A 19,941-nucleotide genomic window follows, 5' to 3' on the forward strand; every position below is an offset into this window, starting at 1 on the left:
CGGCCGCTCGCCAGCCCCGTTGAAGGCCGCCTTCCCGCGCCGACCGGGGTGGCGGCAGCTCCCGAGGGGGGAGTCCGGAGAAAGCGAGGGCGGCACCTCCGCACAGGTGCCGCTCTCGTCGGACAGCTCCCGCGCAAGCGGGCGTCGCCCGGCAGCCCCTCTCCACCGGATGCACCCTCGGGGACACGGGGGCAGGCTGGAGGCATGGCCGAGCACCCGCCCGTCATCGTGCATCCGCCGTCCCCGACCGGTGGCCGGCGCGTCACGATCGAGGGCGAGATCCTCGGCCTCGCGTACAGCAGCGTCGACCTTCTGGAGTTTCTGCGCCGTGCCGGTCTGGACACGGACGTGGTGTCGCTCGACGACCACGACTTGATCGAGTGGCGGGGCGGCGGCCACAACGTCTGGATGTGACGGCCCCGTGTGAACCGTGCCCCGGACCGCCGGTACCGGGCCGCGCCTCGACGACACGGGAGCCGGAGGGCCCCGGAACCGGAGCGAGGGCGGCACCTCCGCACAGGTGCCGCCCTCGTCGGGGTGCCGGAGCCGACAGCCACAGGCGGCTGAGGGTGAGGTGCCGTGGCGCCGGCTCCGGTGGGCTGTCCGGGGGCCGCGGACGCGCCTGGCGCCCGCGGTGCCCCGGTGGGGTCAGCGGCTGTCGCTGCCCTTGGACTCGGCGGCCGCGCGGCCCGCCTCCAGCCGTGCGACCGGGATGCGGAACGGCGAGCAGGAGACGTAGTCCAGTCCGGCCTCGTGGAAGAAGTGGACGGACTCCGGGTCACCGCCGTGCTCACCGCAGACCCCGAGCTTGAGGTCGGGGCGGGTGGCACGGCCGGCCGCGACGGCGTTGCGGACCAGGGAGCCCACACCGTCCTTGTCGATGGTCTCGAACGGGCTGACGCCGAAGATGCCCTTCTCCAGGTACGCGGTGAAGAAGCTGGCCTCGACGTCGTCGCGGCTGAAGCCCCAGACCGTCTGCGTGAGGTCGTTCGTACCGAAGGAGAAGAAGTCGGCCGACTCGGCGATCTGACCGGCCGTGAGGGCGGCGCGGGGCAGCTCGATCATCGTGCCGAGGGTGAGCCTGAGGCTGACGCCGTGGGCCTTCTCGACCTCGGCGATGACCTGCTCGGCCTCCTCGCGGACGATCTCCAGCTCCTGGACGGTGCCCACCAGCGGAATCATGATCTCCGCACGCGGGTCGCCCTTGGCGTTCTTGCGCTCGGCGGCCGCCTCGGCGATCGCGCGCACCTGCATCGCGAACAGACCGGGGATGACCAGGCCCAGGCGCACACCGCGCAGACCCAGCATCGGGTTCTGCTCGTGCAGCTTGTGCACGGCCTGGAGGAGCCGCAGATCGTTCTCGTTGGCGTCCTTGCGGGCCTCGGCGAGCGCGACCCGCACCGACAGCTCGGTGATGTCGGGCAGGAACTCGTGCAGCGGCGGGTCCAGCAGCCGTACGGTCACCGGCAGCCCGTCCATCGACTCGAACAGCTCGATGAAGTCGGCCTTCTGGAGCGGCAGCAGCTGGCTGAGCGCCGCGTCCCGGTCGCTCTCGTTGTCGGCCAGGATGAGGTGCTCGACCATCTCGCGGCGCTCACCGAGGAACATGTGCTCGGTGCGGCACAGGCCGATGCCCTGGGCGCCGAAGCGGCGGGCGCGGGCGGCGTCCTCGGCGTTGTCGGCGTTGGCCCGTACGCGCAGCCGGCGCACCCGGTCCGCGTACGCCATGATCCGGTGGACGGCCTTGACCAGCTCGTCGGCGTCCTCGGCGCCGGCGTGCATCCGGCCCTCGAAGTACTCCACGACCGGGGACGGCACGACCGGCACCTCACCGGCGTAGACCTTGCCGGTGGAGCCGTCGATGGAGACGACGTCGCCCTCTTCGATGACGGTCCCGTCCTGGGTCGTCATCTTGCGGGACTTGGTGTCGACCTCCAGCTCCTCGGCGCCGCAGACACAGGTCTTGCCCATGCCACGGGCGACGACGGCGGCGTGCGAGGTCTTGCCGCCGCGGGAGGTGAGGATGCCCTCGGCGGCGATCATGCCGTTGAGGTCGTCCGGGTTGGTCTCCCGGCGGATCAGGATGACCTTCTCGCCGGAGCGCGACCACTTGACGGCGGTGTACGAGTCGAAGACGGCCTTGCCGACCGCCGCGCCCGGGGAGGCGGCGATACCGCGGCCGATCGTCTCGGACTTCGCGCCGAGGTCGAAGCGGGGGAACATCAGCTGCGCCAGCTGCGCGCCGTTGACCCGCTGGAGGGCCTCGGCCTCGTCGATCAGACCCTGGTCGACGAGCTGGGTGGCGATCCGGAAGGCGGCACCGGCGGTGCGCTTGCCGACCCGTGTCTGCAGCATCCACAGCTTGCCGCGCTCGATGGTGAACTCGATGTCGCACAGGTCCTTGTAGTGCGTTTCGAGCGTCTCCATGATCTGCATCAGCTCGTCGTACGACGCCTTGTCGATCTGCTCCAGGTCCGCGAGCGGGACCGTGTTGCGGATACCGGCGACGACGTCCTCGCCCTGCGCGTTCTGCAGGTAGTCGCCGTAGACGCCCTGGTGGCCGCTGGCGGGGTCGCGGGTGAAGGCGACGCCGGTGCCGGAGTCCGGGCCGAGGTTGCCGAAGACCATGGAGCAGACGTTGACCGCGGTGCCGAGGTCGCCGGGGATGCGCTCCTGGCGGCGGTAGAGCTTGGCGCGGTCGGTGTTCCACGAGTCGAAGACCGCGCGCACGGCGAGGTCCATCTGCTCGCGCGGCTCCTGCGGGAAGTCGCGGCCGGTCTCCTTGGCCACGATGTCCTTGAAGTGCGCGACCAGGCTCTTGAGGTCGGCGGCGTCCAGCTCGATGTCGACGCGGATGCCCTTGGCCTGCTTGGCCTCCTCCAGCGCCTCCTCGAAGAGCTCGCCGTCGACGCCCAGCACGGTCTTGCCGAACATCTGGATGAGGCGGCGGTACGAGTCCCACGCGAAGCGCTCGTCACCGGCCTGCGCGGCGAGGCCGGAAACCGACGCATCGGAGAGGCCGATGTTGAGGACGGTGTCCATCATGCCGGGCATGGAGAACTTCGCCCCGGAACGCACCGATACGAGCAGCGGGTCATCGGCCTGGCCGAGCTTCTTCCCCATCTTCTGCTCAAGGGCGTCGAGGTGCTCCGAGACCTCGGCACGCAGTGCCGCGGGCTCGGTGCCGCTGTCCAGGTAGACCTTGCAGGCTTCGGTGGTGATGACGAAGCCGGGAGGGACGGGAAGTCCCAGGTTGGTCATCTCGGCGAGGTTCGCACCCTTGCCGCCTAGCAGGTCCTTGAGGTCCTTGTTGCCCTCGGTGAAGTCGTAGACGAACTTCGCGGACGAAGGCTGGGTTACGTGGGGATCTTGTGTTTCCGGCACGGCACTGACTCCTCGCCGACGGGCTGCCCTGACGGCGAGGAACATACCCAGATCGAAGGCGTATGGGTACGTCCACTTGGTCGACATACCTGCGTAACCAGTCGTCCGCCACCAGATCGAAAGTGATCATGCGTTTGGAGCAGACTTCATTACCTGAATGCATCACTGCGCAACGTGGCTAAAAAATGGATCTGTGCTACGCACTGCAACGAATGGCTTAATCAATCGAACACATGAAGCGTGGCACCCGGTGCCATCATTGGAGAGGTGGAGCCCCGCTCTATGTGCTCATCTGAGCGCACCCCCTATCAGGGGTGGCGAGAATCACGCGCTCATGTGTGACGGGGTTCCATCATTTGGACCCCGTTCCAGCTACCTGATCAAGGAAAGCGTCCGCCCGCACTTCGTGCGCCGAGCACAGAAGGGCAAGTTCCGCCTCGATCCAGGCACACCTTCGCGCCACCGACCACGGAGTACGGAGCGTCAGGATCAGGCCATAGTCCTCGGGTGCCGGGAACGCCACGTCGACGTCCGGGTTCGTATACCGTCCGGCCGGCACGACGAGCAGCTCCTCCCGCTCACGGCCCCGTTCGGCCGGCCGCTCGCCCATATGGCGCGGGGCGGACAGAGGGTCGTGAACGATGGCCCCCGCCCGTCGTTCCCCGCGCGCGGGACGGCCGCCGGACGAGCGGCCGTCCCCGGCTCAGCGCCGTTTGCGCAGCAGCGGGAGGATCGCCAGCGCGCCGAGCAGGGTGCCGGCCGCCACCGGCAGCGCGGTCGCGTACAGGGCCTGCGCCGAGGCGACGGCCGACGGCGCGGCGGCTCCGGCGGTCCCGGGCCGGTCCGCGAGGGCCAGGAAGACGCTGCCGTACACCGCGACACCGACCACCTGCGCGAGCTGCGGGACGGTGGTGAGCACCCCGCTGGCATCCGAGGCGTCCGCGGGGTCGATCCGGGACAGCGCGAGGGTGAGCAGCGGGCTGGTGGTGTACCCGAGGCCGAGCCCCCAGAGGAGCTGCAGCGCCGGCAGGACGAGACCTCCCTGGCCGCCCGCGCGCAGGGTGTACCCGATGCCCAGATATCCGGCCGCCGCCAGGGCGGAGGCGGAGGCGATCATCGGCAGATGCCACCGGGCGGGCAGCTTCTGCCAGGTGAGGCTGCCGGTGGCGACGCCGAGGGCCAGCGGGGCGAAGGCCAGACCGGCGCGGGTCGCGGACTCGCCGAGCCCCGACTGCAGATGCTGGGAGAAGGAGAAGAGGAAGCCCGCGTACCCGGCCATGCCGAAGAACAGCGCGGCCGCACCGCACACCAGGTCCGGTGAGCGCAGCACCCGGCCGGGCACCAGCGGAGCCCCGCCGCGCCGTGCGACCCCCCGCTCGACCAGCACGAACACCCCGAACATCGGGGCCGCGGCGGCCAGACAGAGCGTCGTCCACAGCGGCCAGTGCTGCTCATGGCCCAGGACCAGCGGTATGACCAGCAACAGCAGCGCGGCCGTCAGCGTGACCAGACCGGGCAGGTCAAGGCCCTTGGCCGACCGGGGCGTCCCGACGGGCAGCAGCCGTACCGCGGCGACCAGCAGCGCCAGCCCGACGGGCACATTGATCAGGAAGGCCGGACGCCAGCCCGTGCCGAACAGATCCGCACTGACCAGCAGTCCGCCGGCGACCTGGCCGACCACCACGGCGACCGCGATCACCGTGGCGTACAGGCTCAATGCCCGTGCCCTGGCGGGCCCTTCGAAGGTCAGCTGGATCAGGCTGTAGATCTGCGGGACCATCAGCCCCGCGCCGAGGCCCTGCACCACACGGGCGGCGATCAGCACCCCCGCCGAGGGCGCCAGGCCACAGGCGAGCGAGGCGAGGGTGAAGGTGGCGAGACCGGTCAGGAAGACGGTCCGGAAGCCGTGCCGGGCACCGAGTCTGGCGCCGGTGATCAGCAGCGCCGCATAGGAAATCGTATAGCCGGAGACGATCAACTGGAGTGCGGAACCGGTGGTGTCGAGGTCGGTCCGCATGGTCGGGGTGGCGACATTCACCACGGTGGCATCCAGCAGCGCCATGAACACCGCGCCGAGGACGACAAGAAGGATTCCGGTGTGCTGCGGTCGTTTTCCTTTCGGGGCGGCGGGCGGCGCATCCCTCGTGACGCCGTCCGCGGATTCCACGGCGGATATCCGGCCGGGTTCGGGGATGCGGTCCTGTGTCAGCTCGCTCATGACAGCGATGATCACGGCCGGGGTATTCGGGTACCAGATATCCAGTGATCCTGGTACCGGCGGTATCTGGCACGGGGTCACGGCGTCCCGCATGATGGTGCGGTGTCCAGCACCCACACCCGTTCCGCAGCCGCCGCGGCCTCCCGGCGCGGTGAACTCGCCGCTTTTCTGCGGCTCCGCCGGGAGCGCATCACACCGGCCGACGTCGGACTGCCCGGCGGTCCACGGCGGCGCACCCCGGGGCTGCGCCGCGAGGAGGTCGCCCAGCGCGCCGGGGTCGGAGTGGCCTGGTACACCTGGCTCGAACAGGGCCGGGCCATCAACCCGAGTGTGCAGGTGCTCGATGCCATCGCCCGCGCGCTGCTGCTCGGCCCGGCCGAACGCGAGCATCTGCACCGGCTCGCCGGGGTCCCCGGCGCCGCGTCCTGCACCCCGGCGCGGCAGCCGCTGCCGTCCGAGGCGCAGACCATTCTGGATGCGCTGAATCCCTTGCCGACGGGCCTGGTGTCCGCCGGTTACGACGTACTGGCGTTCAACGACGCCTATGCGGCACTCGACCCCCGTATCGTGCTGCTGCCACCGGCCGACCGTAATGTGCTGTGGCGCCTTTTCACGGCGGACGAGGAAAGCCAGCCGCTCGTCGACTGGGAGCGTGAAGTCTCCTTCATGGTGGGCCAATTGCGGGCCGAATTCGGCCGCCGCCCCCATGACCCGCACTGGCAGGCGTATATCCGGAAACTCTCCGGGGCGAGCCCGCTCTTCGCGGAAATGTGGGCCCGGCACGAAGTCACCGCACCGGTCACCCACCGCAAGAGATTCCGGACGGCCGACGGCCGCGAGGTCACCATCACGGCGACCGGATTCACCACGACCGCCGTCCCGGACGCCAAGATGTGGATCTACACACCGGCCGACGAGGAGGCGGTCCGGGTACTCGGTGAACTCCTCGTCCGCTACCGGGAGATCGGCGCCGCCGGGCTGGTGGCCGCCGGCGCGGGCGGCGGCCCGGAAAGCTGACCGGTACGGCGGCCGGTAAGAGGCGGCGGTCGTACGGGCGGCGCGGCGTGAGGCAGCGGTCGTGCGGGCGGCGCGGGGTGGTGAGCCGGGGAGCCACGGCCCGGCCCCACTCCCCTACCTCTTGGCCCGGCGTCCGCTCCGCCGCGGGCGCGGCTCATGGCCGTCCAGCAGCTCCAGCCGCCGGTCCTCGCCCCGGGTCTCGACCTGGTCCACGATCCGGCGCAGCAGATCCGCCAGGTCCAGCGCCTCATCGTCGCTCAACCCCTCGGTGACAAAGACCTCTTCGGCGTTGAACTCCGGGAAGACCCGGGCGATCAGCCGCTCGCCCTCGGGCGTGAGCGCGAGCAGGGCGAGCCGTCCGTCGGTCGGATGGTCCTTGCGCTCCAGCAGGCCGCGGCTCTGGAGAGTGCGGGCGACGCCGGTGAGCGTGCCCTTGGAGATACCGGCTTCCTCGGCGACCAGGCGGGTCTCCCGCTCGCCCCCGATCCACACCACCCACAGCACGACGAAGGAGGTCCAGGTCAGCTCGACGCCGCGCAGTACGGAGTTCTCGAAGTGCTGCCGTACGGCGGCCGCGGCGCGGTAGAGATTCGCGACCGCGGCCATCCGCTCGTGGCGGACGGGGGTGTCACCGAGCTTGGCCTGGACGGCCTTCTCCGTGTCCCCGATGGAACGGTGCCCGCTCACCACAGCGACTCCTTCGGCCTCGGCCTCGGTCCCGCCACCCGTTCCTGCCGGGTTCCGGGGGCGGCAGTACGGGCTGCCGGGCACCTCCCGTACGGGCGCAAACGGTAGGGCGACACGGCCTCGGCGGCCCGCGCCTGCGCGCTGACACGCCATGGAGGTACACGGGTGCCGTAGGGGTGGGGGCTTCGCGGCACCGCCGTTCCCGGCCCGGCTCAGCCGCCCGAGGTGTCCAGTTCCGCGCCCGCGTCCACGCCCGCGCAGTCGTAGGGGTCGTCCAGCCAGCCGTCCGGCAGGACGACCCGGTTGCGGCCCGAGGTACGGCCGCGCGGGCCGTCCGCGCCCGCCGGCCACGGCTGGTCCAGGTCGAGCTCCGACAGCAGCCCGTCCAGCTCGTCGAGGGAGGAGGTCACCGCGAGACCGCGGCGCATCTCGGAGCCGATCGAGAAGCCCTTGGTGTACCAGGCGACATGCTTGCGGAAGTCGATCACGCCGCGCGCCTCGTCGCCGATCCACTCGCCGAGGAGGGTGGCGTGCCGCAGCATGACGGCGGCGACCTCCTTGAGCGTCGGCTGCGCGTAGGTGCCGGTGCCCTCGAAGGCGGCGACCAGATCCCCGAAGAGCCACGGCCGCCCGAGGCAGCCGCGCCCCACGACCACTCCGTCGCAGCCGGTCTCCCGCATCATCCGCTGGGCGTCCTCGGCCGACCAGATGTCGCCGTTGCCGAGCACCGGGATCTCCGGGACATGCTCCTTGAGGCGCGCGATGGCGTCCCAGTCGGCGGTGCCGCCGTAGTGCTGGGCCGCGGTGCGCCCGTGCAGCGCGATCGCCGTGATGCCCTCCTCGGCCGCGGTCCGCCCCGCGTCGAGGTAGGTGAGGTGGTCGTCGTCGATGCCCTTGCGCATCTTCATCGTCACCGGCAGGCCGCCCGCGTTCGCCACCGCCTCCCGCAGGATCGAGCGCAGCAGGTTCCGCTTGTACGGCAGCGCCGAGCCGCCGCCCTTGCGGGTCACCTTCGGGACCGGGCAGCCGAAGTTGAGATCGATGTGGTCGGCGAGGTCCTCCTCCGCGATCATGCGGGCGGCCTTGCCGACGGTGTCCGGGTCGACGCCGTACAGCTGGATCGAGCGCGGCTTCTCGGTCTCGTCGAAGTGGATCAGCTGCATGGTCTTCTCGTTGCGCTCGACCAGCGCCCGCGTCGTGATCATCTCGCTGACGAACAGGCCCTTGCCGCCGCTGAACTCCCGGCACAGCGTCCGGAACGGGGCATTGGTGATCCCGGCCATCGGCGCGAGGACCACGGGTGGCTGCACCGCGTGCGGACCGATCTGCAGCAGAGTCATGGCGGCGATACCTTCGGCTTTCTTCGGCTTCCGTTGGCGGGGCGGGCGGGCCGCGGCCGTACGGGGTACCGGCCGCTGCGACCTCCCATTGTCCCGCACCGCGCGAGTGGCCCCGCCAGGGCCTGGGACGGCGGATCGTTGTAGCGTTCAAGAATGCCTGAGCTCAGCCGTCGACGGCGTCTTCTGGTGCTGGCGATCTGCTGTATGAGCCTGCTGATCGTCAGCCTCGACAACACCATCCTCAATGTCGCCCTGCCGTCCATCCAGCGTGACCTGCACGCCTCGGTCGCCGGCATGCAGTGGACCATCGACGCCTACACCCTGGTGCTGGCGGCGCTGCTGATGCTGGCCGGCTCCACCGCCGACCGGCTCGGACGGCGCCGGATCTTCCTGATCGGGCTGGTGGTCTTCGCGGCCGGCTCGCTGCTGTGCAGCCTGGCGCCGAGCCTGGAGTGGCTGGTGGTCTTCCGGATGGTGCAGGCGGTCGGCGGCTCGATGCTCAACCCCGTCGCAATGTCGATCATCACCAACACCTTCACCGAACCGCGGGAACGGGCCCGGGCGATCGGGGCGTGGGGCGGGGTCGTCGGCATCAGCATGGCCGCCGGTCCGGTGATCGGCGGGCTGCTGGTGCAGAGCGTCGGCTGGCGCTCGATCTTCTGGATCAACGTCCCGATCGGCGCCCTCGCGCTCTTCCTGACCCTGCGCTACGTCCCCGAATCGCGCGCCCCCAAGCCGCGCCGTGTCGACCCGGTCGGCCAGCTGCTGGTGATCGGGCTGCTGGGCTCGCTGACGTACGCGATCATCGAGGCCCCGGACGCCGGCTGGACGTCCCCGGAGATCCTGGCGTTCGTGCTGCTCGCGCTGGCCTCTCTGGCCGGTCTGATCGGCTATGAGCGGCGCCGCCGGGAACCCCTGATCGATCTGCGGTTCTTCCACAGCGCACCGTTCAGCGGGGCCACGGTCGTGGCGGTCTGCGCCTTCGCCGCGCTGGCCGGCTTCCTCTTCATCAACACGCTGTATTTGCAGAACATCCGCGGTCTGTCCGCTCTGGACGCCGGGCTCTACATGCTCCCCATGGCCGGGGTGACGCTGATCTTCGCGCCGGTGTCGGGACGGCTGGTGGGCAGCCGCGGGCCCCGGCTGTCACTGCTCCTGGCCGGTACGGCGATGGGGGCGAGCGGGCTGCTCTTCGCGGCCTTCGACGCCCAGTCGACGAACCCGCTGCTGTTCACCGGCTATGTCCTGTTCGGCATCGGGTTCGGCCTGGTCAACGCCCCGATCACCAACACCGCGGTGTCCGGGATGCCCCGCGCCCAGGCCGGGGTGGCCGCCGCTGTCGCCTCCACCAGCCGGCAGGTCGGGCAGTCGCTCGGCGTCGCGGTGATCGGCGCCGTACTGGCGAGCGGGGCGCATGCCGCCGCCACCGCGGACGCCTTCCTCGCGGCCGGCCGCCCGGCGTGGTGGATCATCGCCGGCTGCGGCGCGGCCGTCCTGCTGCTCGGCGCTCTGACCACGGGCCGGTGGGCGAGGGCGACGGCCGACCGCACGGCGGCGCTGTTCGAGGACGAGGCCCCGGGGTACCGGCCGGCGGATGCGCGGCCTTAGGAGGGGGCTTCCTTCCGGCCCGGCGAGCCCGCGCCCCCTCAGACGTCCGGCCGTACGGTCACACCGCGGCGAGTGCCGCCGGCTCCGCCGCCAGCTGCTCCAGCCGCTCCCGTGACGTCTCGTCCACGGGCGTGTAGAAGAGCAGCTTGGGACCGGGGTTGGGCCCCGTCCACAGGCTCGTGGCGGTCAGTTCGAGCGCGCCCACCCGCGGATGCCGGAAGAGCTTGACGGAGCTGACCGGGCGGACGACCTCGTGCTGCGCCCAGATCTCCCGGAACTCCGGCGAGGCCTCCGTCAGCCGCGCGACCAGCGCCTTCCAGGCCGGCTCCGCGACATGCTCGGCCATCGACGCCCGGAACTTGGCGGCCATCACCCGCATCGCGCCCTCCAGATCGCCCATGCTCGCCCGCCATTCGGGGTGGGTGAACGCCAGCCACATGCAGTTGCGGTCCTCTTGGGGCAGCGCATCGAGATCGCACAGCAGGCGGCCGTACGTGCGGTTGTAGGCGAGGATGTCGAAGCGGCTGTTCTGGACGACCGCGGGGAACGAGGTGAGCTGTTCCAGGAGCTGCCGCAGCTCCCGCGTCACGCCCGTGCACTCCCTGCCGGGCATCGGATCGACCGCCCCCGCCAGCGCGAACAGATGGCTGCGCTCGGCGCGGTCGAGCATCAGGGCACGGGCCACCGCGTCCAGGACCTGCGGCGATACATGGATGTCCCGGGCCTGTTCGAGCCAGGTGTACCAGGTGACCCCGACCGCACCCAGGTGCGCGACCTCCTCGCGGCGCAGACCGGGGGTCCTCCGGCGGGCGCCCCTCGGCAGCCCGACCTGCTCGGGTGTGATCCGCTCCCGTCGGCTGCGCAGGAAGGCGGCCAGCTCGGCCCGGCGGGCGGCGTCATCGCGCGGAGCGGTGCCGTACGGCGGGGCGGCGGCGCCACCGGGGCCTGTGGCAGGCTGCGGCGGGGACGGGTCCAGGGTCATGGGTCCAGCGTGCCGCAGGCCCGAGCCGGTTGCCAGGTAGCACTGGTACCAGGATAAGAACACTCTGGTACCCGGGTGAGCGGGTCGACGATCGTCGAACCCGTGAGCGATATCCGAGCACAGACGACCACTCCGGAAGCCCCGGCCGTGCCCCTGGGAGCCCCGGCCACCGCCCCGGAGGCCGCGTTCCCGGACGCCCCGGCGACCCCGGAGGCACCGGCCGCACCCGGCCCCGCCCCACAGCAGCAGCGTCCGACCGTGCTGACCCCGCTCGGCCTGCTGACCGTACTGCTGGGCGCGGCCCTCCCCATGATCGACTTCTTTATCGTCAATGTCGCCCTGCCCACCATCGACCACGATCTGCACGCGGGCCCGGCGATGCTGGAGATGGTGGTGGCCGGTTACGGCGTCGCCTACGCGATGCTGCTGGTCCTCGGCGGGCGGCTCGGCGACATGATCGGCCGCCGCCGGCTGTTCCTGTGGGGCCTGGCCGCCTTCGGCCTGACCTCGCTGGCCTGCGGACTGGCGCCGGACGCCTGGACGCTGGTGGCCGCCCGGGTCGCCCAGGGCGGCGCGGCCGCACTGCTGCTGCCGCAGGTGCTGGCCACCATCCAGGCGACGACCACAGGCAAGCGGCGCGCCAAGGCCGTCAGCCTCTACGGCGGCACGGCCGGGGTGTCCAGCGCCGTCGGCCAGGTGCTCGGCGGGCTGCTGGTCTCCGTCGACCTCGCGGGCACCGGCTGGCGCGCGGTCTTCCTGGTGAACGTCCCGATGGCCGCCGCGGCCTGGCTGCTGGCCGCCCGTACGGTCCCCGAGACCCGCTCCCCGCACCCCGCCCGGGTGGACGGCCCCGGCACCGCACTGCTCGCCGCCGCCCTGATCGCCCTGCTGCTGCCGCTGACCGAGGGCCGGGCGGCCGGCTGGCCCCTGTGGTCCTGGGTCCTGCTGGCCACCTTCCCCTTTGCCGCCACCGCGTTCGTTCTGGTCGAGCGCCGGGCCGAGCGCCTCGGCCGTACGCCGCTGGTCCCGCCCTCGCTGCTGCGCATCCCCTCCGTGAACAGCGGACTTCTCATGCTCGTTCCGTTCACACTTGGCTTCGGCGGCTTCATGTTCGTCGTGGCGGTCGCCCTCCAAAGCGGCCTGCACTTCGGCCCGTTCGCGGCCGGGCTGTCCCTGGTGCCGCTGTGCGCCGCCTTCTTCCTCGCCTCGCTCGCCGGTCCGCGGCTGGTGCTGCGGTTCGGGCGGCGGGTGGTGATCGCCGGTTCACTGATCCAGGGCGCCGGGCTGGCCCTGCTCGCACTGACCGTGCACGCGGGCTGGCCCGGGATATCGGTGGCCGGCCTCGCGCCGAGCATGGCCGTACTGGGCATCGGACAGGGCATGGTGATGCCGGTGCTGATGCGCATCGTGCTGAGCGAACTGCCAATGACGCAGGCGGGCGTGGGCGGCGGCGCCATGGTCACCACCCAGCAGTCCGGCCTCGCCCTGGGCGTGGCCACCCTCGGCACCCTCTTCCTCTCGCTGCTGCCGTCCGTCGGCATCCGCGACGCCCTGCTCACCGCACTGCTGACGCAACTGGCCATCGTCGCCGGCACGACACTGCTCGCCCTGCGCCTGCCACGCACCGTGCGTTGATGTGCCCTGACCTGGGCTGATCCTGGGCTGACCCTGCGCTGACCGGCGAGGAGCGAGAAAACGGGGAGGGCTCACGGGCGAGGACGGGCGGCGGGGGGCGGCGATAGGCGGGGGACAGGCGACAGCAGACGATCGACGTCCGACGCCGACGGCCGACGCTCGACTCCCGACGCTCAATTCCGGATCCACATGACGGCTGACAGATATTGAAATCTGTCAGCCGTCATGTCATGGTGAATACACGGCAGCCGTTCCCCGTCCCCTCAGCGCCCCTCCCTCCCCTCACCTCTAGGAGCACGCAGTGCAGACCCGCACCCTGGGCACCACCGGCCCGCAGACCTCCGCCCTCGGCCTCGGCTGCATGGGCATGTCCGCCCTCTACGGAGACAGCGACCGCAGCGAATCCCTCGCCACCCTCCACGCCGCCCTCGACGCGGGCATCACCCTGCTCGACACCGGCGACTTCTACGGCATGGGCCACAACGAACTGCTGATCAACGAAGGTCTGCGCACCGCCCCCGCGGCGGCTCGCGAAAAGGCGCAGATCAGCGTGAAGTTCGGCGCTCTGCGCACCATCGAGGGCCACTTCACCGGCTATGACGGCCGGCCGAACGCGGTGAAGAACTTCGCCGCGTACTCCCTCCAGCGCCTGGGCACCGACCACATCGACATCTACCGGATCGCCCGGGTGGATCCGGACGTCCCGATCGAGGAGACCGTCGGCGCCATCGCCGAGCTGGTCGAGGCCGGACATGTCCGCCACATCGGCCTGTCCGAGGTGGGCGCGCAGACCCTGCGCCGGGCCGCCGCCGTGGCCCCGATCGCCGACCTCCAGATCGAGTACTCCCTCATCTCCCGCGGCATCGAGGAGGCGATCCTGCCGACCGCCCGCGAACTGGGCATCGGCATCACCGCCTATGGGGTCCTGTCCCGCGGCCTGATCAGCGGCCACTTCACCCGCGACCGCAAGCTCGCCGCGAATGACTTCCGGGGCATGAGCCCGCGCTTCCAGGGCGAGAACCTCGACCGCAACCTCGACCTGGTGGAGGCGCTGCGCAAGATCGCCGAACAGAAGGGCGTCTCGGTCGCGCAGACCGCCATCGCCTGGGTGCTCTCCCGCGGCGAGGACATCGTCCCGCTGATCGGCGCCCGCCGCCGCGACCGGCTGACCGAGGCCCTCGGCGCCCTGGACGTCACTCTGGACGCCGACGACCTCACCGCGATAGAGCAGGCCATCCCGGCCGGTGCCGCCGCCGGCGACCGCTACCCCAGCGCACAGATGGCCCACCTGGACAGCGAGCACTGACCACCGGGGAGGCGGAGCACTGGGGAAGCATCACTGCGGGGCGGCGCGCCGCCACCGCCCGGGTGACCGCGGGCGGCGTCCACCAGCCAAAGCGGCCACGGGGCAGTGTCGCCACGGGGCCACGGGGCCACGCCGCCATCGGACCACCGGGCCGCCTCCGGGCCGCCGGGCCGCCACCGGGCCACCGGAGCGGTTGTGGGGCACGGCCAGGTACCGTCCGTACGTACCACCGTCCCCCACGCCCTCCCGACCCGTGACCACCCGCTTTCCAGAAAGGCCGACCCGCCCCATGCCGCCCGAGACGTTGACCCCAGAGCGCATCCTCGAAGCCACCGAGGAGGTGCTGCGCCGCTACGGGCCGGCCAAGGCCACGGTCGTGGATGTGGCGCGGGCCCTGGGCGTCAGCCATGGCAGCGTCTACCGCCACTTCCGTACGAAGACGGCGCTGCGGGAGGCGGTCACGGAGCGCTGGCTGGACCGTACGAGCAAGGAGCTGTCGGTCATCGTCACGGCGGAAGGACCAGCTCCGGAGCGGCTGGACCGCTGGCTGACCGCCCTTTTCGAGGCCAAGCGGCACAAGGCCGGCGACGATCCCGAACTGTTCGCCACCTATATGACGCTGATCGGAGAGAGCGGCGGCGTGGTCGACCGTCACATCACCGACCTCGAAGCCCAGCTCACCTCCATCATCGAAGCCGGCGTCAGCCAGGGCGACTTCCACACCCCCTCCCCCAGCACCACCGCCCGCGCCGTCTTCGACGCCACCGGCCGTTTCCACGACCCGTGTTACGCCCCCGAGTGGTCCCGCCCCGAGATCACCGCCGACTTCGAGGCCGTCCGCGACCTGGTCCTGCGGGGCCTGCGCACGCAGACCTGAACACGGAGACCCGAGCACGTCGGCCCGAGCACGGTGGCGGCCCGAGCCCAGCGCTCTCAGCACGGCGGCTTCAACAGCACACCACCGGCCGCTACGTCGTGCCTGCTGCCGTGCCGTGCAGAAAGAGGGCCCAGGCGAGGACACCGAAGGCAGCGGTGTGGAGGAAGGCGCGGACGCGGTTCCAGGTGACCCAGCGGACCTCGAAGGCGGCCCTTGCGGCCTCGGTCCGGTCGTCGTCTCCCGTATCGGCCTTGTCGAGGGCGTTGTTGAGCGGGACGTTGACCCCGCTGGTGACGAAGAAGCCCGCCAGGTAGAGCACCAGCGCGGCAAGGATCCAGGGCAGGGCCACCCGCCCGTGTCCGTTCCAGGCCAGGACGGTGGCGAGGAGGAGCAGCGGGATCGGCAGCAGGAAGGGGAGCAGGAACCAGCCGTTGATGATGGCTCGGTTGATGTTCTGCATGGCCTGGACGAAGGTGCGGTCGGCGGAGCGGGCGAGTCCGGGCATCACCGCATAGGCAAAGGCGGCGAACAGGCCGGCCATCAGGCCCGTACCGAGCGTCGCCACCAGGAGCGTGACGGTCTGCAGGACTCTCATGGCTCCTCCGAATCCGAAATGTGGGCCGACCCTACCGAGAGCGACCCCCACGCTTCCGGCGAACGAGCCGCCCGGCGCAGCCGGACACCGCGGACCGGGCTGACGACCGTACGCCGCGGGCCGGGCTCAACGTCCGTACGCCGCGGAGCGAGCCCCACCGCCGTACGCCGCAGATCGGGCCCAACGTCCGTACGCCGCGGATCGGGCCCAACGTCCGTACGCCGCGGATCGGGCCCAACGGATATACGCGCCGGGCCGGCCTCCGGTGCCGTGCGGCACCGGGACGCTCAGGGTGATTCCTGGCCGGCCGCACGGGAGCGCTCGGACAGCTCAGCGGCCCACCCCTCCGACCAGCAGGCGAGGGGGCGAAGGGCCCGGTGGGCGTCCTCGCCGAGAGCGGTGAGGACGTACTGGCCCTCGGGGTTCTGCTCCACCAGGCACGCCTCGACCAGTTCCAGAAGGCGTTGGCGCAGCACGCTGGAGGACATGTTGTCGCACCGTTGCTGGAGGGAGCGGAAGCCCAGGGCGCCTTCCTTCAGCTCCCACACGATGCGCAGACTCCACCGCCGGCCGAACAGATCGAGCGCGGCCATGAGCGGCCGCCCCTTGGCCGAGCCACGGACGGGCTGCCCCGGTGTCGGCGTTGCCATGGGCGGTTCCTCCTGCGGACCTTCGGGCCTTCGGGCCTTCTGGCCTTCTGGCCTTCTGGCCTTCTGGTGACTGGGCTCCCGGAAGACTAGAGGAGCAGTTCCGATGTGCTCAGCCGGCGAATGTGGCCGGCGGTCCCTGGAAGAGCACAGCGGGCGCACTTCGAGGGCGTACCCGGCGGCCCTGGAAGGCTAGTGCACGCAGAACTCGTTGCCTTCCGGGTCCGTCATGACCACCCACTCGCCGCCCTGTTCCGCGACGTGGCGCTGGGTGCTGGCGCCGAGGGCACGGAGGCGCTCAACCTCTGTGTCCCGCTGGCCCGCGGGACCGTGCAGGTCGATATGCAGGCGATTCTTGCCCGTCTTCTTCTCCGACGGAGGCACCCGGTTGAAGAGCAGCCGACGCCCCAGTCCCGCGCCGCTCTCCGCGTCGTACGGGTCGTCGGGATGACGTACCGCCGCCGCGTCCCGCCAGGCGCGCCGGTCGTGGTGGTCGAGGAGGATCTCGGACGGGATGGCGCCGAGGTCGAGGAGCTTGGCGATCAGGGCGCTGTGATCCTCGACCTCGTAGTGGAGCGCTGCCGCCCAGAAGTCGGCCTGGGCGTGCGGGTCATGAGCGTCGACGACGAGCTTCCAGTGCACAGGAGTTGAGGTCATGGTCACCACCTATAGCCCATGGCACTGACACTGGCGGCCCGCCGCCCGCACCCAGCCGGGTGGTTCGGATGCGCTCCATGAGCGCATACGGTCAGCGACCGCAGGACGGGCGCCCGGTCCGGCAGCTCCGGGGCCTCACCCCACCGACGACCGGGCCCGCCCTCCCCAGGCAAGGGCCCGCCCCTCCCCAGGCCAGAGCCCGCCACTCGACCAGCGCCCACCCCACCGACCAGCACCCCAACCAACCACCACCCACCAACCAGCAACCACCAACCAGGCCCCGGACGAGCCCTAACCCCCCACCCCCAGGAAATGCAGCACCGCCAGCACCCGGCGGTGGTCGGCGTCCGCCTTCGGCAGGTCCAGCTTGGCGAGGATGTTGTTGATGTGCTTGGCGACCGCGCTCTCGCTCACCACCAGTTGTGCGGCGATACCCGCGTTGGAGCGGCCCTCGGCCATCAGGGCGAGAACCTCCCGTTCGCGGGCCGTCAGCCGCTCCAGTGGATCGCTCGCCCGGCGCACCAGCAGCTGGGCGACGACCTGCGGGTCGAGCGCGGTGCCGCCGGCCGCCACCCTCCGCAGCGCCTCGATGAACTCCTCGACATCCGCGACCCGTTGTTTGAGCAGATAGCCCACCCCGCTGGTGTTCGTCGCCAGCAGATCGGCCGCGTACCGCTCCTCGACGTACTGGGAGAGCATCAACACCGCCGTGCCGGGCCACTTCTGCCGGATCGCCAGCGCCGCGCGCACGCCCTCGTCCGTGAAGCCGGGCGGCATCCGGACATCCACCACCGCGAGGTCCGGCCGGTGCTCCTCGACCGCCGCCAGCAGCCCCTGCGCGTCCCCCGCCTCGGCCGCCACCTCGAACCCGGCCATCTCCACCACCTTGACCAGCCCGATCCGCAGCAGAACGGAGTCCTCGGCGATCACGGCACGCCTCACATCGGGCACGGCAGCTCCACGCTCATCATGGTCGGGCCCCCCACGGGGCTGCTCATCCGGAACGTTCCGTCCACGGAGCGCACGCGCTGGGCGAGCCCCTTCAAGCCGCTCCCCTTGGCCGGATCGGCGCCGCCCATACCGTCATCGGCGATCACCACCCGAAGTATCTCGCCGAGCCGGGTGACCGTCACCTCCGCCCGGGTCGCCTCCCGCGCGTGCTTGGCGACATTCGTCAGCGCCTCGGAGACGACGAAGTAGGCGACCGCCTCGACGGCCGGCGCGGTCCGCTGCGGAAGTTCCGCCGGCAGATCCACCCGCAGCCGTACGGGCAGCGGTGCGCGGGCCGCGAGCCCCGACAGGGCGGCATCCAGCCCCAGTTCGTCCAGAACGGCCGGATGCAGCCCCCGCACCAGATGGTTGAGTTCCTCGATCGCGTCCTTCGCCTCGCGGTGCGCGGCATCAATGACCTCCCGTGCCTCCGGCGGCAGGTCCGTGAGGGTGGCCTTGGCGAGCCCGAGGTTCAGCGCGAGGGACACCAGCCGCTGCTGTGCGCCGTCGTGCAGATCCCGCTCGATACGCCGCCGTTCGGCGTCGGCGGCGTCCACCGCACCGGCCCGGCTCTCGGTGAGGTCCTCGACCCGCCGCGCCAGCTCCTCGGACCGGCTCACGCCCAGCACCGCCCGCCCGACCAGGATCTCCAGCCGGACGAGCCCCGCGGCCAGACCCGGTACCGCGGCGAGTGCCACCAGCCCCAGCACGGTGAGATAGGCACCGGGGACGGTGTAGCCGGGGTGCCCGCGACGCCACTGCGGCGGAACGAGCCACACCCACACCAGCACCAGCGCCGCGACCAGCGCCGTCAACAGCAGTGCCAGCAACAGGAGTTCCAGTACTCCGAGCAGCGGGCCGACCAGCCAGTTGTAGCCCAGCTGCCGCTTGCCCTCGGTGAACCGCAGCCGCGGCAGCTCCACCCCGCAAATCGCCCGGAACCGCCAGCGCTGCGCCTCAGTGAACCCGTATCCGGCGATGACCAGCAGGGTCAGCGGGGCGATCAGCTCCACGGGAGCCTCGGAAGAGACCCCGTTCACCGTGTCGGTCAGCAGGGAGATGGCCCACCAGAACAGCAGCGCCGGGACGAGGTGCAGCGGCACCCCGGCGGCGACGAAGGCGAGGTCGCGCCGCATACGGATGAGGGCCCGGCGGAGCCGGGGCGGGACGGTCATGATCCAACCGTATGGGGCCGGTTCTGGGGCGGCCATGACAGCAGTGTCCGTTCCGGGGGTGTAGCTGGTGCCACCCCAAGTCGGACAGCGGGGTTACTGACGGCGGGCACCGAAAACCGGAGTGTTGATCACGAGCCCGACGGCCGGGTTCGCGACTCCGAAAGAGAACCTTTCCATGGCCCTCATCGCCCTCAACTCTCCTGTCAAACACGGCAATTACCCTCGTCGCGGCATCTCCGGCGGCCTGGTGCGGACCGACGCCGGACGACGCCGGCGGCAGGGCAGGATTCTCACCGGCGCGGGCCTCATCCTTCTCCCCTGGCTCGGCTACCTCGCCGGCACCCTCCCGCCCGCCGAGGCCGTCGCCTGGGTCGCCCTCGACGCCCTGGAGGCCGTCGCGCTGCTCGTCACCGGCACCCGGCTGCTGCGCGGCGACTCCCGGCACCGCGCCCCCGCGGCCGCCGCGGCCGTCCTCCTCCTCGCCGACGCCTGCCTCGACCTGGCCACCGCCGCCCCCGGCACGGAACTGGCCACCGCCGTCGCCATGGCAGCCGGAGCCGAACTGCCCCTGGCGGGCCTGTGCGCGGTGCTCGCCACGCGCCCGACGCGGAAGAGCTAGGGAACCGGCCGCGGAGAACCTAGGGCACGGGCGAACAGAACCCGTAGGGGTGGTGCGGCCCCCTCGCGGGCCACAACGTGCGGACGCCGGGAGACATTCCCGCGACCCCGCACCGTCGCCCCGACGCCCCGACGCCATCGCGATCCGCCCCCATCGCGATCTGCCCCCATCGCGATCCGCCCCCACTGCGATCCGCCCCCACTG

At 71.3% G+C, this 19,941-nt stretch carries 17 protein-coding genes; 7 read left to right on the plus strand and 10 right to left on the minus strand.

The genetic code is table 11. The features are described 5' to 3' along the window. The first annotated feature begins 204 nt into the window (after nucleotides 1-204). On the plus strand, nucleotides 205-414 hold the full coding sequence (locus tag NUT86_RS14015) for a hypothetical protein (RefSeq protein ID WP_018088149.1): 210 nt from the start codon (nucleotides 205-207) through the stop codon (nucleotides 412-414). A 234-nt stretch (nucleotides 415-648) separates the two neighbouring features. Here NUT86_RS14015 and ppdK read toward each other — a convergent pair whose 3' ends face one another. Together ppdK and NUT86_RS14025 are read right to left on the minus strand one after the other, a co-directional pair. After that, on the minus strand, nucleotides 649-3,429 hold the full coding sequence (gene ppdK / locus NUT86_RS14020; RefSeq protein WP_371874924.1) for a pyruvate, phosphate dikinase: 2,781 nt from the start codon (nucleotides 3,427-3,429) through the stop codon (nucleotides 649-651). Between the two features lie 658 nt (nucleotides 3,430-4,087). After that, on the minus strand, nucleotides 4,088-5,602 hold the full coding sequence (locus NUT86_RS14025; protein ID WP_274735507.1) for an MFS transporter: 1,515 nt from the start codon (nucleotides 5,600-5,602) through the stop codon (nucleotides 4,088-4,090). Between the two features lie 102 nt (nucleotides 5,603-5,704). Here NUT86_RS14025 and NUT86_RS14030 point away from each other — a divergent pair, with 102 nt between their 5' ends. Continuing rightward, the gene (locus tag NUT86_RS14030; protein ID WP_159488309.1) at nucleotides 5,705-6,619 is read left to right on the plus strand and encodes a helix-turn-helix transcriptional regulator; all 915 of its coding nucleotides are present in this window, start codon (nucleotides 5,705-5,707) and stop codon (nucleotides 6,617-6,619) included. Nucleotides 6,620-6,733: 114 nt separating this feature from the next. On the opposite strand, the gene NUT86_RS14035 is transcribed toward NUT86_RS14030, so the two are convergent. Beyond that, nucleotides 6,734-7,306 carry a MarR family winged helix-turn-helix transcriptional regulator gene (locus NUT86_RS14035; RefSeq protein ID WP_026169372.1) on the minus strand — a complete coding sequence of 191 codons (573 nt, stop codon included), beginning with the start codon at nucleotides 7,304-7,306 and terminating at the stop codon, nucleotides 6,734-6,736. A gap of 212 nt (nucleotides 7,307-7,518) precedes the next feature. Further along, nucleotides 7,519-8,646, minus strand: coding sequence for a tRNA dihydrouridine synthase DusB (dusB, locus tag NUT86_RS14040; protein WP_093644177.1), 1,128 nt, complete (start codon nucleotides 8,644-8,646; stop codon nucleotides 7,519-7,521). Nucleotides 8,647-8,799: 153 nt separating this feature from the next. On the opposite strand from dusB, the gene NUT86_RS14045 reads away from it, so the two are divergent. Further along, nucleotides 8,800-10,254: an MFS transporter gene (locus NUT86_RS14045; protein ID WP_274735508.1), complete on the plus strand. Its 1,455-nt coding sequence runs from the start codon at nucleotides 8,800-8,802 to the stop codon at nucleotides 10,252-10,254. 58 nt (nucleotides 10,255-10,312) lie between these two features. On the opposite strand, the gene NUT86_RS14050 is transcribed toward NUT86_RS14045, so the two are convergent. Further along, complete coding sequence (locus NUT86_RS14050) at nucleotides 10,313-11,236, minus strand: helix-turn-helix transcriptional regulator (protein ID WP_274735509.1); 924 nt, start codon at nucleotides 11,234-11,236, stop codon at nucleotides 10,313-10,315. A gap of 147 nt (nucleotides 11,237-11,383) precedes the next feature. On the opposite strand from NUT86_RS14050, the gene NUT86_RS14055 reads away from it, so the two are divergent. The 3 genes from NUT86_RS14055 to NUT86_RS14065 all read left to right on the plus strand — a co-directional run bounded on the left by NUT86_RS14055 (nucleotide 11,384) and on the right by NUT86_RS14065 (nucleotide 15,054). Next, nucleotides 11,384-12,871 (plus strand): MFS transporter, encoded by a 1,488-nt coding sequence (locus NUT86_RS14055; RefSeq protein ID WP_446750822.1) that lies wholly within the window; start codon nucleotides 11,384-11,386, stop codon nucleotides 12,869-12,871. Between the two features lie 301 nt (nucleotides 12,872-13,172). Then, a complete protein-coding gene (locus tag NUT86_RS14060) occupies nucleotides 13,173-14,177 on the plus strand; it encodes an aldo/keto reductase (RefSeq protein WP_274735511.1) in 1,005 nt (334 codons plus the stop codon). Between the two features lie 289 nt (nucleotides 14,178-14,466). After that, nucleotides 14,467-15,054: a TetR family transcriptional regulator gene (locus NUT86_RS14065; RefSeq protein ID WP_018088160.1), complete on the plus strand. Its 588-nt coding sequence runs from the start codon at nucleotides 14,467-14,469 to the stop codon at nucleotides 15,052-15,054. 91 nt (nucleotides 15,055-15,145) lie between these two features. Here NUT86_RS14065 and NUT86_RS14070 read toward each other — a convergent pair whose 3' ends face one another. The 5 genes from NUT86_RS14070 to NUT86_RS14090 form a co-directional block, all read right to left on the minus strand. Next, nucleotides 15,146-15,649: an anthrone oxygenase family protein gene (locus tag NUT86_RS14070; RefSeq protein WP_159488308.1), complete on the minus strand. Its 504-nt coding sequence runs from the start codon at nucleotides 15,647-15,649 to the stop codon at nucleotides 15,146-15,148. Nucleotides 15,650-15,936: 287 nt separating this feature from the next. Beyond that, the gene (locus tag NUT86_RS14075) at nucleotides 15,937-16,299 is read right to left on the minus strand and encodes a winged helix-turn-helix transcriptional regulator (RefSeq protein ID WP_018088162.1); all 363 of its coding nucleotides are present in this window, start codon (nucleotides 16,297-16,299) and stop codon (nucleotides 15,937-15,939) included. Between the two features lie 189 nt (nucleotides 16,300-16,488). Continuing rightward, a complete protein-coding gene (locus tag NUT86_RS14080; RefSeq protein ID WP_274735512.1) occupies nucleotides 16,489-16,953 on the minus strand; it encodes a VOC family protein in 465 nt (154 codons plus the stop codon). Nucleotides 16,954-17,244: 291 nt separating this feature from the next. Next, nucleotides 17,245-17,883 carry a response regulator gene (locus NUT86_RS14085; protein ID WP_148593262.1) on the minus strand — a complete coding sequence of 213 codons (639 nt, stop codon included), beginning with the start codon at nucleotides 17,881-17,883 and terminating at the stop codon, nucleotides 17,245-17,247. Between the two features lie 8 nt (nucleotides 17,884-17,891). Continuing rightward, nucleotides 17,892-19,118 carry a sensor histidine kinase gene (locus tag NUT86_RS14090; protein ID WP_148593260.1) on the minus strand — a complete coding sequence of 409 codons (1,227 nt, stop codon included), beginning with the start codon at nucleotides 19,116-19,118 and terminating at the stop codon, nucleotides 17,892-17,894. A 175-nt stretch (nucleotides 19,119-19,293) separates the two neighbouring features. Here NUT86_RS14090 and NUT86_RS14095 point away from each other — a divergent pair, with 175 nt between their 5' ends. Continuing rightward, nucleotides 19,294-19,737, plus strand: a complete 444-nt coding sequence (locus NUT86_RS14095) for a hypothetical protein (RefSeq protein ID WP_018088166.1) — start codon at nucleotides 19,294-19,296, stop codon at nucleotides 19,735-19,737. Nucleotides 19,738-19,941 lie beyond the last annotated feature (204 nt).

Source organism: Streptomyces sp. G7(2002) (assembly GCF_028870195.1).
Lineage (GTDB): Bacteria > Actinomycetota > Actinomycetes > Streptomycetales > Streptomycetaceae > Streptomyces > Streptomyces nigrescens.

What these genes read in the sequence shown, in the direction of transcription:
- NUT86_RS14025 (WP_274735507.1), bottom strand. Translation starts at nt 5,602, where the DNA reads ATGAGCGAGCTGACACAGGACCGCATCCCCGAACCCGGCCGGATATCC.
- NUT86_RS14075 (WP_018088162.1), bottom strand. Translation starts at nt 16,299, where the DNA reads ATGGCAACGCCGACACCGGGGCAGCCCGTCCGTGGCTCGGCCAAGGGG.
- NUT86_RS14070 (WP_159488308.1), bottom strand. Translation starts at nt 15,649, where the DNA reads ATGAGAGTCCTGCAGACCGTCACGCTCCTGGTGGCGACGCTCGGTACG.
- NUT86_RS14095 (WP_018088166.1), top strand. Translation starts at nt 19,294, where the DNA reads ATGGCCCTCATCGCCCTCAACTCTCCTGTCAAACACGGCAATTACCCT.
- NUT86_RS14050 (WP_274735509.1), bottom strand. Translation starts at nt 11,236, where the DNA reads ATGACCCTGGACCCGTCCCCGCCGCAGCCTGCCACAGGCCCCGGTGGC.
- NUT86_RS14065 (WP_018088160.1), top strand. Translation starts at nt 14,467, where the DNA reads ATGCCGCCCGAGACGTTGACCCCAGAGCGCATCCTCGAAGCCACCGAG.
- ppdK (WP_371874924.1), bottom strand. Translation starts at nt 3,429, where the DNA reads ATGTTCCTCGCCGTCAGGGCAGCCCGTCGGCGAGGAGTCAGTGCCGTG.
- dusB (WP_093644177.1), bottom strand. Translation starts at nt 8,646, where the DNA reads ATGACTCTGCTGCAGATCGGTCCGCACGCGGTGCAGCCACCCGTGGTC.
- NUT86_RS14015 (WP_018088149.1), top strand. Translation starts at nt 205, where the DNA reads ATGGCCGAGCACCCGCCCGTCATCGTGCATCCGCCGTCCCCGACCGGT.
- NUT86_RS14080 (WP_274735512.1), bottom strand. Translation starts at nt 16,953, where the DNA reads ATGACCTCAACTCCTGTGCACTGGAAGCTCGTCGTCGACGCTCATGAC.
- NUT86_RS14090 (WP_148593260.1), bottom strand. Translation starts at nt 19,118, where the DNA reads ATGACCGTCCCGCCCCGGCTCCGCCGGGCCCTCATCCGTATGCGGCGC.
- NUT86_RS14045 (WP_274735508.1), top strand. Translation starts at nt 8,800, where the DNA reads ATGCCTGAGCTCAGCCGTCGACGGCGTCTTCTGGTGCTGGCGATCTGC.